The sequence below is a fragment of the Antarctobacter albus genome (assembly GCF_900101505.1).
Taxonomy (GTDB): domain Bacteria; phylum Pseudomonadota; class Alphaproteobacteria; order Rhodobacterales; family Rhodobacteraceae; genus Antarctobacter; species Antarctobacter albus.
In genome coordinates, this window is the sequence record NZ_FMZI01000012.1 from 47,195 (window position 1) to 58,781 (window position 11,587).

The following is an 11,587-nucleotide window of genomic DNA, read 5'->3' on the forward strand; positions in this document are numbered from 1 at the left end:
GCGCATTTATGAACCCCGCGTGGCCCGCGTCAACGCATGAATTTGCGCCGCGCGTCACGGGCGATTTCATAGCGCATCTGCAAGTCCGCGATACGGGCCATGAGGCGCTTCTTCTCGTCAGGATCGGTTGCGGCCTGCCAGTCGGCACGGGCGGCGTCCATCTGTGCCTTCAGGCCCACTTCCTCTGGCAAGGCTCCGGCCTCCGCCATGATGCGATAGCCCACCGCCTCACCCGGGTCGATCAGCGCATCGCCGGGGCGATGTGGCAGCGGCCTGCCCTCGCCTTCGAGGTTCTTCAGCTTGCCTTCCGCCTCGGCCTTGCGGATCTGCGCCTCTGTCAGACGATCAAAGTTTGGCATCGGGCAGCTTCCCCCTTGTCACAAAGCCAGGATAGACCTGCGGCGCCCCGCTCACAAGTGCCGCCACAGCTTGACCCCGGCGGGGCAAAAGGCCAGTTTCCGCCGCGAGCAGGACAAGAAAGATCGCCGATGACGCGCCAGCCGCCGCCCTTCGCCCCTTTCGAATGGATGATCGCCTGGCGCTATCTGCGCGCCAAGCGCGCCGAAGGGGGCGTCTCTGTCATGACCTGGATTTCCCTCATCGGCATCACGCTTGCGGTCTTTGCGCTGATCGCGACACTGGCGGTCCGGTCGGGGTTCCGGGCGGAATTCGTCGACACCATCGTGGGCGCCAACGCCCATGTCACCGTCTACCACATCCAGCGCACCGGCGAGGACGGGCAACCGACCCGCACCCTGCCCGACCACGAGGCAATGGCCGAGCGCGTGCGCGAGGTTCCCGGCGTGACCCGCGTGGCCCCGCTGGTCAAGGGCCAGGTCATGGCCACAGGCAAGGGCCGAAACGCGGGTGTCGAGGTCTTCGGCATCGCAGAGGCCGACCTGATCGAGATCCCGCGCATCGCCGACATGGAAACCGGCATCGGCAATATCGTGGATTTCGACACGGGGATTGCCATCGGGTCGGGCGTGGCGCAGATGCTGGGCGTGGGACTGGGCGACACGATCGACCTGATCTCTCCCAACGGGGTCAAGACGCCGTTCGGGGTCAGCCCCAGGGTCAAGAGCTACCAGGTCACCTATATCTTTACCGCCGGGCGCTATGACATCGACCGGACGCGGGTCTACATGCCCTTCGAAGAGGCGCAGCTGTATTTCAACCGCGAGGGCGTGGCGGACGAACTGGAAGTCACCGTCGAGGACCCCGAACAGGTCGAAAGGTACACCCGCGCCATCGGCCAGGCGGCGGGCACCGGCGCGCTGGTCTGGACATGGCAGGATGCCTCTGGCGGTTTCCTGCGGGCGCTGGACATCGAAGACAACGTGATGTTCGTGATCCTCTCGGTGCTGGTTCTGATCGCGACGATGAACATCGTTTCGGGCCTGATCATGCTGGTCAAGAACAAGGGCCGCGACATCGGCATCCTGCGCACGATGGGACTGACCGAGGGGTCGGTCATGCGGGTCTTCTTCATTTGCGGCTCCTTCACCGGGCTGATCGGGACGGCGCTGGGGGTGCTTCTGGGCTGCCTCTTCGCCATCTACATCGACCCGATCTTTGCCGCCGTGAACTACCTGTCGGGGGGCGGGGTCTGGGATCCGTCGATCCGGGGCATCTATGCCCTGCCCGCGGAACTGCACCTGAAGGATGTACTGTCTGCCGTAGGCCTGTCGCTGGGGCTGAGTTTCATCGTCACGATCTTTCCGGCCCGACGCGCGGCCCGGATGAACCCGGTGGAGGCGCTGCGCTATGAGTGACACGGTCCTGCGCCTGACGGGCATCAAGAAGAGTTACAACAAGGGGCTGCCCAACGAGGTGCAGGTCCTGCGCGGCATCGACCTGGAAGTCACCCGTGGCGAGGTCGTGGCATTGGTGGCCCCCTCTGGTGCGGGCAAGTCAACGCTTCTGCATATCGCCGGACTGCTGGACACGCCGGACGCCGGCACCGTCGAGATCGGGGGGGAAGAGATGCAGGACCGCAGCGACCGGCGCCGCACGGCGGTCCGGCGCGCGGATGTGGGCTTTGTCTACCAGTTCCACCACCTGCTGCCCGAGTTCACGGCGCTGGAAAACATCGTGCTGCCGCAACTGGCCAACGGCGTGGCCCGCGGTGCCGCCGAGGAGCGGGCACTGGCCCTCCTGGACAGCGTCGGCGTCAAGGACCGCGCCACCCACCGACCTGCGGCCTTGTCGGGCGGCGAACAGCAACGGGTGGCCTTTTGCCGGGCGATGGCCAATGAACCGCGCCTGTTGCTGGCGGACGAACCGACGGGCAACCTTGATCCCTCGACCTCGGACCGCGTGTTCGGTGCGCTGATGACGCTGGTGCGCGAAACCGGCCTGTCCTGCCTCATCGCCACCCACAACCTGGACCTGGCGGCCAGGATGGACCGGCTGTTGCGGCTAGACGCCGGCGGGTTGCAGGCGGAGTGATCCGCCTGCCCCGGGAATATCAGGGACAGGTCGCGCTGTTTACTCCGTGACGACCTTGACCGCGGCCTCGACCGCCCCGGCACCGTGCGGGATGTCCAGCGCCGTCAGCCCCGCCTCGACCGTGCCGATCAGGCCGAGGATGCCGTGCGCGTTCACATGCCCCATGTGCCCGAAACGGAAATAGCCCGAGCCGGTGGGATCTTCGGGATCCCCCACCCGCAGCCCGACGCCCAGAACCAGCCCCGCCTCCTCGCGGCACCACTCCCGCAAACGGTCACCCAGAGGGGCGCCCAGTTGTGCCGCCGTTACCGCATGCGAACGATGCGCGCGCTCGGGCACGTTCAACCGGAACGGCCCGTCCTCCGCCCAGGCCTCGCCCGCCGCCCAGATCGCCTGCGCCAGCCGGGCATGACGCGCCCAGACCGCCTCGATTCCCTCGTCGCGGATCATGTCCAGCGCGGCGCGCAGGCCATAGAGGTGATGGGTGGGCGCGGTGCCGCCAAAATACTGGTAGAACATCGCCGGGTCCGCGCGCGGTCCCCAATCCCAATAGCGCGAGACACGCGGCATGGCACGCCGCACCTCTGCCGCGCGGGCGTTGAAAAAGACAAAGCCCAGCCCGGGCGGCACCATCAGCCCTTTTTGAGAGCCGGTCACCATCACGTCGGCGCCCCAGGCATCCATGCGAAACGCGTCACAGCCCAGCGAGGCGATACAATCGACCATCAAGAGCGCCGGGTGCCCGGTTTCGTCCAGTACGGCGCGCAACGCGGCGATGTCCGACCGCACGGAAGACGAGGTATCGACATGCACCGCCAGCACCGCCTTGATGCGCTGGCCCTTGTCCGCCAGCAGGGCGGCGCGGACCCGCTCCGGGTCAATCGGTGCCGTGCGACCGTGGTCAATGATCTCGACCTCGGCGCCCAGCCCCTGGGCCATCTCGGCCCAACCGTGACCGAAGGCACCGGTGGTGGGCGCAAGCACCGCCTCGCCCGGGGCCACGGTGTTCGACAGGGCCGCCTCCCAGGCGCCGTGGCCGTTGCAGATGTACATCGCCACCTGTCCGTCCGTCTGCGCCACATAGGCGAGGTCCGGCACGATACCGGCGACCATCTGATGCAGCTCCGGCGAATAGATGTCGGGCGCCGGACGGTGCATCGCCTGCAAGACGCGGTCGGGCATCATCGACGGCCCCGGCAGGGCCATGTGGGGACGGCCGTTGGACAAGGGCATGGGCGACTCCTGTATCTGTGCGGCGCGACGTTAACGGGCGGCGCCCTGCCGTCAATATCTGCCCTTGCTGGACAGGCCGCAGAATGCCGCGTAAACCGCGCGCCTGAACGTCGGGGATCCTATCGCGTATGCTGGCAAAACTCTGGAGCAGACTGGACGCGGCCGAACGCCGCCTGCGCCATTCCTTCGGGCGGGACATTTCGACCCCCTCGGCGCGGCGCTGGTCTTCCCTGCATTATAATCTTTTCGACCATGCCTTTCTGCGCGTGCTCTGGACCAACTTCTTCCAGATCGCGCCGGGGGTCTATCGCTCGAACCAGCCAACGCACCGGCGGTTCGAACGCTATGCCGCGCTGGGGATCCGCACGGTGGTCAACCTGCGCGGAGAGGACAAGCACGCACATTACCTTTTTGAAAAGGAAAGCGTCGAAGCCCTTGGCATGACCCTGGTCAATGCCAAGCTCTGGGCGCGCGAAGCGGCCCCCCGCAAGAGGATCATCGGCGTCATCGACGCCCTGCGGGCGGCAGAACGGCCGATGATGTTCCACTGCAAGTCCGGCGCCGACCGGGCCGGGTTCGTGGCCGCCATGTACTTGCTGGTCTTCGAGAACGCCCCCATCTCCGACGCCAAGAAACAGCTTGGCCTCCGTTACATGCATCTGGATTTCACCAAGACCGGGGTGCAGGACTATGTTCTCCGGGTCTTCGAGGCACGTCAGGAGCTCGGCGAAATCGGCTTCGAGGACTGGATCAGGACCGAGTACCAGGCCAAGGCGATCCAGTCCGCGTGGGAGGCACGCCGCCCCGAAATTGACTGCGCGCGGGAGTTGATGGGTGGCTAGGCCAAAGGGCGAACCCAACCGAAAGGGCCTGTTTCTCTGGCTCTGGCGGCGCTACCTGAAACGCTATGCCGGGCTGATGGCGCTGGCGATGGTCTTCATGTCCATCGAGGGCAGCATGTTCGGCCTGCTCAGCTACATGATGAAGCCGATGTTCGACGATGTCTTTGTCGGCGGCAATTCGGATGCGCTGGTCTGGGTCGGGCTGGCGGTCATGGCGATCTTTTTCGTGCGGGCCGTGGCCAGCGTGGTGCAGAAGGTGCTGCTGACGCGGGTCTCGCAGATGTCGATGGGCGACATTCGGCAGGACCTGCTGGAACACCTGATGCGACTGGACCCCGGGTTTCACCAGGACCACGGCCCCGGCTACCTGATCCAGCGGGTCGAAGGCGACGTGAACGCGATTGCCAAGGTCTGGAACACGCTTGTCACCGGCGCCGGGCGTGACGTCGTCGCGCTGATCTCTCTTTTCGGCGTGGCGCTGGCGATCGACTGGCGCTGGACGCTTGTGGCCTTGATCGGCGCGCCGCTGCTGGTCTTTCCCTCGGTGCTGTTGCAGCGTTTCGTGCGCGGCAACGCGCGCGAGGTCCGCGATATCGCCGCGCGCCTGTCGACCCGCCTGAACGAGGTCTTTCACGGCATCACCCCGGTCAAGCTCAACCGGCTGGAAGGCTGGATGGCCGGGAAATACCGCGGCCTGACGCGGAAACGCATCCGGGCCGAGACGCGCAGCGCGGCAGGCCAGGCCTCGCTGCCCGGGTTGATCGACCTGATGTCGGGGATCGGCTTTGTCGGCGTGCTGTGGTTCGGCGGCGGAGAGATCCTGGCCGGCGAAAAGACCGTGGGCGATTTCATGGCCTTCTTCACCGCGATCGGCCTGGCTTTTGAACCGCTGCGCCGGCTGGGCGCCGTGTCCGGCGTCTGGCAGGTGGCCGCGGCCTCGATCGAGCGGATCATCGAGATGCTGGAAACGCGGCCCGCCATGCGTGATCCGGACAGCCCCCTGCCCCCGCCCGAGGGCGTCCCCGGGATCAGCCTGCGGGACGTCGACCTCAGCTATGGCGAGGCACAGGTCCTGCGCGGCCTGACGCTTGAAGCGGCACCGGGACAGACCACGGCGCTGGTCGGTGCTTCCGGCGCAGGGAAATCGACGGTCTTCAACCTGCTGACCCGCATGGCCGACCCGCAGGCGGGCACGGTGGACATCGGGGGCGTGCCGGTGTCCGCGCTGCGGCTGGACGATCTGCGCGGCATGATCTCTGTCGTCAGCCAGGAGGCGCTGCTCTTTGACGAGAGCCTGCGCGACAACATCGTGCTGGACCGCGAGGTGCCCGAGGCAGAGCTGCAACAGGCGCTGGACGCAGCCCATGTCTCGGACTTCCTGCCCCGGCTGGAGGCAGGCTTGGACACGCAGGTCGGCACGCGTGGCTCTCGCCTGTCCGGTGGTCAACGGCAGCGTGTCGCCATTGCCCGGGCCCTGTTGCGTGACACGCCCGTGCTGCTTCTGGACGAGGCGACCAGCGCGCTGGACGCCCAGTCCGAGGCGGTGGTGCAGGCGGCCCTGGAACGCCTGTCCCAGGGCAGGACGACGCTGGTGATCGCGCACCGCCTGTCAACCGTGCGGAATGCCGACCGGATCGTCGTCATGGACGCCGGCAAGGTCGTCGAGACCGGTACCCATGATGAGTTGATCGTCCGGGGCGGGGCCTATGCCGATCTATACCGTTTGCAGTTCGACGAAGCCGAGTGATCCTGGCTGTCTTGACCGAGGGATCCGGCGCTCAGCGCCGGTAGCGGCGGGCCAGGGCGGACACGTCCGCCCCTGCGAAATAGCGCGCCAGCGTGCCAAGGTTACGCGCCCCGCGCCGCAGCCAGCCCTGGCGGCGGTACTTGTCCGCCGAGGTCACGGCGGTCGCCGGCAGGCCGCGCAGGCGGGTTTTCAGACGCCGTGCCAGCGCCACGTCCTCCATCAGGGCCAGATCCGGATAACCGCCGACATCCTCCAGCACCTCGCGGTGGATCAGCAACCCCTGGTCGCCGTAGGGCAGGTGAAACAGCCGCGACCGTAGGTTGGCCCAGCCCGCCACCCAGAACGGCATCACCCCCCGAGCATCAAAGCGCAACCGGAAGTGCCAGGCGCCTGGTTGGGTCAGGACAGGCAGAACCGCTTGCGTCCAACCATCGGCCAGGTGGGTATCGGCATGAAGCACAAGCAGCCAGTCGCCCTCTGTCGCGGCGATTCCGCGCCTGACCTGCCCCCCGCGCGAGGGCGGGCCGGTCACCACCCGCGCACCCGCCTGCCCCGCGATCTGCAACGTCGCATCGCGCGAGCCGCCATCGCTGATGACCAGTTCGCGGATCAGCCCCGCCTGCAGCCCCTCTCCGAGGCTGCCCAGACAGGCCGGCAGGCCGCCCTCGGCGTCGAGGGTGGGGATCACAATGGAAATCGGTGCACGCATTGGCCTGTTCGCTTGTTGCCTAGGCGCCTATATGCGACCCAAAGGCAAAAGGAAAAGCGAATGGCAGACGAAAAGCGAAAGGTCCTGCGGGTACGCGGCGCCGAGGCACGCGACTTCCTTCAGGGCTTGGTGACAAATGACGTCTCCGGGCTGGACCGGGGGCTGGTTTATACCGCCCTGCTGACGCCGCAGGGCAAGTACCTGGCCGATTTCTTCATGGTGCCCGAGGGCGAGAACGTGCTGCTGGACCTCGACGCGGAACTGGCGCCATCGGTGCTGCAACGGCTGACCATGTACAAGCTGCGCCGCCCGCTGGAGATCGAGGAAACCGACCTGGCCGTCAGCCGGGGCATCGGAGAGCCGCCGGAGGGCGCCTTTGCCGATCCCCGCCACGCCTCTCTGGGTTGGCGCGGCTACGCCGGGCAGACGGGCGAGTCGGCGGACTGGGAGGCCCTGCGCGTGGCCGCCTGTGTCCCGGAAACCGGGGTCGAACTGACGCCCGACACCTTCATCCTCGAGGCCGGGTTCGAACGGCTGCACGGGGTCGATTTCCGCAAGGGCTGTTTCGTGGGCCAGGAAGTGACCGCGCGGATGAAACACAAGACCGAGCTGCGCAAGGGGCTGGTCACGGTCGAGGTCGAGGGCAACGCGCCCGTGGGCACCGAGATCATGGCCGGTGAAAAACCGGCGGGGACGCTCTACACCCAGGCCGAGGGGCGCGGCATCGCCTATCTGCGGTTCGACCGGGCCAAGGAGGACATGCGGGCCGGGGATGCCGTGGTGCGCATGGTGTCATGACCTGGCAGGTCCGCATCGCCAAGGCGCTGGGGGCCCCCGTTTCCGACGCCCGCCCCTTGCAGGGCGGCGAACTCTCGCGGGTTTTCCGGGTCGATCTGGCGGATGGGCGCCGGGTGGCGGTCAAGCTGGGCGCGCTGGTGGGAGCAGAAGAGCGGATGCTGGCCGCCATGCAGGCCACCGGGGCAGCAGTCCCGCGCGCGATCTGGGCCGAGGACGGTCTGCTGTGCCTTGAATGGCTGGACGAAACGCGACCCTCGCCAGACGGGTGGCAAGCCCTGGGCGAAACGCTGGCCCGGCTCCACGCGGTCCGGGGGCCTCGCTATGGCTGGGACGCGGACTATGCCTTTGGCCGGGTGCGGATCGCGAATGCGCCCTGCGACAGCTGGCCGGATTTCTGGGCCGACCGTCGGCTGATGCCCTTCGTCCCCGATCTGCCCGCCCCGCTGGCGCGACGTATCGAGGCGCTGGCGCTGCGCCTGCCCGAACATCTGCCCGCATCCCCTGCCCCGGCGCTTTTGCATGGCGATCTATGGACCGGCAACGCGCTTTTCTCGGGCGATCAGGCCTACCTGATCGACCCCGCCTGCTATCACGGGCACGACGAGGTCGACCTCGCCATGCTGGAACTTTTCGGCCGGCCCGACGCGGGTTTCTGGGCCGGATACCACGCTTGCGACCCGGGACGCGAGGCACGCCGCCCCGTCTACCAGTTGTGGCCAGCACTGGTTCACCTGTCCCTGTTCGGCGTGGGCTATCGCGGCCTGGTCGAAGGCTTGCTGGATCAGCTTGGGGCCTGAAGCGGTTTTTCGAAGACCTGCACCGCCAACCGCGCCCCGGTACCCTGCATCATCGCGGCACTGGCCTGGTTGAAGGCATGCACGCGCGTCATCCACGAGGTACAGCCCAGCGCCGAGCTTTCAGCCTCGAACCGGGCAATCAGGCGACGGGCCAACCCGCGATGCCGCCAGATCGGCGCAACGTAGATATGGTCCAAGACAGCCATCTTGCGGGCCTTTTCCAGTGCCGTCGCCGGCTGGTCGATCACCTGCCACAGCAGGTAGGCCCGCGCCACGCCTTCGGTCCGATAGACCAGCGCGCGGGCACCTTCGGCCATCTTCTCCGCCAGAAAGCCCTGCAGGTCCTCCTGCGGTCCCTCGGTGTGGAATCGCTCCGGCACATCGTCGGCGTGGTGGGCGTTGAGCGCAAACAGCATCTCCGCCAATGCGGGAATGTCGCGGTCAGTTGCGGTGTCGATCATGAAAAAGGCCTCCTGGCGTTGCGCCGGAGGCCCTTTCGTCAATGATTTTTCACCCCCGGCAATTACGGGGGTATGTGCGCGCGGGCCCCGAGGTCAGGCGCGCTCGGAATATTCCATCGTTTCGGTGTTCACGACGATGTCCTCGTCCTGCGCCACGAAGGGCGGCACCGTGATGCGCACGCCGTTGTCCAGCACGGCGGGCTTGAAGCTGTTGGCCGCAGTCTGACCTTTGACCACCGGCTCTGTCTCGGCGATCTTGCAGACCACCTTTTGTGGCAGCGTCGCGTTCAGCGCCTCGGTGTCGTAGAATTCCACGACGATGGTCATGCCGTCCTGCAGGAAGGGACGGCGTTCGCCGAGGATGTCCGCGGGCAGTTCGACCTGGTCGAATGTCTCGGTGTCCATGAAGGTCAGCATGCCGTCGCTCTCGTAGAGGAACTGCATGTCCTTCTGTTCCAGGCGCACGCGTTCGACCTTGTCGGCGCTGCGGAAGCGTTCGTTCAGCTTGGACCCGTTGCGCAGGTTCTTCATCTCGACCTGGGCAAAGGCGCCGCCCTTGCCGGGCTTGACGTGGTCGACCTTGACCGCGACCCAGAGACCGTCGTTGTGTTCCAGCACGTTGCCGGGGCGGATTTCGTTACCGTTGATCTTGGGCATGGTCAGAACCGTGGCAAAAGGTTGATGATAAGTTGACGGTTCCTATATCTGGCCTGTTAGCGTCTGGCAAGGCAACGTATGTCGTGCTGCACACGCAGAAAGCCATGCATCAAGCGCATGGTAGCTATGCTAAATCGGGGTATCCGAATCGGAACGAATGGTCCATAACCCCCGTTACGCCAGAAAACACAAGAGCAATAATCAAAGGTCGAAACATGAAGGATTTCGTTGACAGCACCGCGTTCAACGCTGAGCAAGGCAACCGCGCCCGCAAGCTGTTCGCCGCCGTGGTGCTGGCTGCCCTGGACGATGCAATCGCCGACGACAAGAAGTACGGCAATGGCCCCGAACAGATCGCCCGCTGGGCGCGCTCGCGCGATGGTCGCGAAGTGCTGTCCTGCGCCGGGATCGACCCCAATGAGCGCGTGGTTTCGGGACTGATGGAATTCGTGGGCAAGGGGGTACGCACCTCGGTTGCCCTGTCGCGTGAAGAAAGCGAGCGCCGCCATGCGGCGCAGCAGGCCGAAGCCGCCTGATCCAAGACCATTCGAAGACCTATGAACTGACGCGCCCTTCAAAGGGCGCGTTTTTTCATGGCATCATGGATGACGTTGCGTGAACCTGCGAAAGCGTCAGCGGCCCTTGGGTCGGGCTCAGTCGAAGTCCTGGTTCATCATGACGCGGTGAATTTCGCGCCTCACCAGTTTGCGCACGTTGCGGGTGATCCGCTCTCCAAGTGCGCCCTGCAATTCCCGCCGAACGATATCCGCGACCATGCCTTGCAGTGCCTCTTCGCTCAACTCCGCCACGGCGGCGTGTTCCGGCGCCTCGGCCAGCGGACTGTCGGCGCGGGGCGCGTCGGTCTCACTCACAGGCGCTGCCGACGGTTCTTCCGGTTGATGATCTTCCCAGTCCAGCGTCTCTGCCGTTTCCGCATGGCGGACAAAGGCGGGTTTTGCATGCAGGGCCTCCGGTTCCGGCGTGTCGGACGCCGTCTCTGACGGATCAGCCGATACAGGCCCGTCATCGGGTTCCGGCTCCTGCATTTCTCTCTCGATCGTTTCGCCAAGCTGTTCCGTGACGGTCTCCAGCGCGGCGGCAGCCACCAGCTCTTCGATCACATCATCGCTGTCCGGCGGCTCTCCCTCGTCGGACCCGGGGGCGAAAATGCCATCCTCGATCGCGACGTCCTCATCGGACGGATCGTCACCGGATGCCGGTGTCCAGTCCTGCGACTGGCGCTGAAGCATCGCTTCCAGCGTGGCGATCTTGGTTTCAAGCGTATCCTCGACGACTTCCGCCTCTTCGCCGGCAAGGACCTCGTCCAGGTCCAGCGGTTCGCCGTCTTCCGTCCAGTCGGCGTAATCGGCGGCAAGGCCGGGCGCCTCCCCTGTCTCGACGGGGTCGTCGTGATCGAGAAGATCGGTCAGGCTGGACCGCAACGCGGCGATCTGTTCGGCCTCTGCCAAGTCTTCGGGCACCGGATCCTCTGGCAGATCGACCGGGCCTTCCGCGACATCATCGTCCGGCAGCGGGTCGTCGTCAGACGCAGGCGCGGTATCGACCGGCTCTGCAATGCGGGTCTCTGTCCAGTCGGCAACTTCCGGCAGGTCCCGGACGGCATCACCCTGCCCAAGGACAAGGGTCGCCACGGGCGCGGGCGGTTCATCCTGGGCTTCAGGCAGATCCGTGACATCCGTCAGCATCATCGGCGCATCTGGCTGATGATCTTCTTCATCCTCCGGCACGCGCAGCGCCGGCGACAAAACCAGCCGCTCTGCCGCCTGCGGCGGGGCGTCCCGGCGCGGGCGCCCTTCTTCGGACACCAAGCGGCGGATCGAGGACAGCACGTCCTCTATTTCGACGTTCGTTACGGAATTCGACATTTTTCC

The 11,587-nt window shown here is 66.1% G+C and carries 13 protein-coding genes; 7 read left to right on the top strand and 6 right to left on the bottom strand.

All coding sequences use genetic code 11. The annotated features are described in order from the left end of the window. Positions 1-29 precede the first annotated feature (29 nt). Positions 30-359 (bottom strand): DnaJ family domain-containing protein, encoded by a 330-nt coding sequence (locus tag BLQ71_RS19365; RefSeq protein ID WP_043146295.1) that lies wholly within the window; start codon positions 357-359, stop codon positions 30-32. Positions 360-488: 129 nt separating this feature from the next. On the opposite strand from BLQ71_RS19365, the gene BLQ71_RS19370 reads away from it, so the two are divergent. Both BLQ71_RS19370 and BLQ71_RS19375 read left to right on the top strand, forming a co-directional pair. After that, positions 489-1,775 (top strand): lipoprotein-releasing ABC transporter permease subunit, encoded by a 1,287-nt coding sequence (locus BLQ71_RS19370; protein ID WP_074622912.1) that lies wholly within the window; start codon positions 489-491, stop codon positions 1,773-1,775. After that, positions 1,768-2,451, top strand: coding sequence for an ABC transporter ATP-binding protein (locus BLQ71_RS19375; protein ID WP_074622913.1), 684 nt, complete (start codon positions 1,768-1,770; stop codon positions 2,449-2,451). Before BLQ71_RS19370 ends, BLQ71_RS19375 begins: the two co-directional genes overlap by 8 nt. Positions 2,452-2,490: 39 nt before the next feature. On the opposite strand, the gene BLQ71_RS19380 is transcribed toward BLQ71_RS19375, so the two are convergent. Then, entirely contained in the window at positions 2,491-3,684 is a 1,194-nt protein-coding gene (locus tag BLQ71_RS19380) for a pyridoxal-phosphate-dependent aminotransferase family protein (RefSeq protein ID WP_074622914.1), read from the bottom strand. Between the two features lie 128 nt (positions 3,685-3,812). Between BLQ71_RS19380 and BLQ71_RS19385 the strand changes: the two genes are divergently transcribed. Both BLQ71_RS19385 and BLQ71_RS19390 read left to right on the top strand, forming a co-directional pair. Then, positions 3,813-4,526 (top strand): phosphatase domain-containing protein, encoded by a 714-nt coding sequence (locus tag BLQ71_RS19385; RefSeq protein WP_074622915.1) that lies wholly within the window; start codon positions 3,813-3,815, stop codon positions 4,524-4,526. A 76-nt stretch (positions 4,527-4,602) separates the two neighbouring features. Continuing rightward, the gene (locus BLQ71_RS19390; protein WP_083342311.1) at positions 4,603-6,273 is read left to right on the top strand and encodes an ABC transporter ATP-binding protein; all 1,671 of its coding nucleotides are present in this window, start codon (positions 4,603-4,605) and stop codon (positions 6,271-6,273) included. Positions 6,274-6,304: 31 nt separating this feature from the next. On the opposite strand, the gene BLQ71_RS19395 is transcribed toward BLQ71_RS19390, so the two are convergent. Beyond that, complete coding sequence (locus BLQ71_RS19395) at positions 6,305-6,982, bottom strand: TIGR04283 family arsenosugar biosynthesis glycosyltransferase (RefSeq protein ID WP_074622917.1); 678 nt, start codon at positions 6,980-6,982, stop codon at positions 6,305-6,307. Between the two features lie 60 nt (positions 6,983-7,042). Between BLQ71_RS19395 and ygfZ the strand changes: the two genes are divergently transcribed. Next, positions 7,043-7,780, top strand: coding sequence for a CAF17-like 4Fe-4S cluster assembly/insertion protein YgfZ (gene ygfZ / locus BLQ71_RS19400; RefSeq protein WP_074622918.1), 738 nt, complete (start codon positions 7,043-7,045; stop codon positions 7,778-7,780). Further along, a complete protein-coding gene (locus BLQ71_RS19405) occupies positions 7,777-8,577 on the top strand; it encodes a fructosamine kinase family protein (RefSeq protein WP_074622919.1) in 801 nt (266 codons plus the stop codon). Before ygfZ ends, BLQ71_RS19405 begins: the two co-directional genes overlap by 4 nt. On the opposite strand, the gene BLQ71_RS19410 is transcribed toward BLQ71_RS19405, so the two are convergent. Both BLQ71_RS19410 and efp read right to left on the bottom strand, forming a co-directional pair. Next, positions 8,562-9,038: a GNAT family N-acetyltransferase gene (locus BLQ71_RS19410; protein WP_074622920.1), complete on the bottom strand. Its 477-nt coding sequence runs from the start codon at positions 9,036-9,038 to the stop codon at positions 8,562-8,564. The two genes, BLQ71_RS19405 and BLQ71_RS19410, sit on opposite strands and share 16 nt — an antisense overlap. Before the next feature lie 93 nt (positions 9,039-9,131). Then, positions 9,132-9,695 carry an elongation factor P gene (gene efp / locus BLQ71_RS19415; RefSeq protein ID WP_043146278.1) on the bottom strand — a complete coding sequence of 188 codons (564 nt, stop codon included), beginning with the start codon at positions 9,693-9,695 and terminating at the stop codon, positions 9,132-9,134. A gap of 215 nt (positions 9,696-9,910) precedes the next feature. Between efp and BLQ71_RS19420 the strand changes: the two genes are divergently transcribed. After that, positions 9,911-10,231: a DUF6280 family protein gene (locus BLQ71_RS19420; protein ID WP_043146277.1), complete on the top strand. Its 321-nt coding sequence runs from the start codon at positions 9,911-9,913 to the stop codon at positions 10,229-10,231. A gap of 117 nt (positions 10,232-10,348) precedes the next feature. On the opposite strand, the gene BLQ71_RS19425 is transcribed toward BLQ71_RS19420, so the two are convergent. Continuing rightward, on the bottom strand, positions 10,349-11,581 hold the full coding sequence (locus BLQ71_RS19425; protein WP_074622921.1) for a hypothetical protein: 1,233 nt from the start codon (positions 11,579-11,581) through the stop codon (positions 10,349-10,351). Between the last annotated feature and the right edge of the window lie 6 nt (positions 11,582-11,587).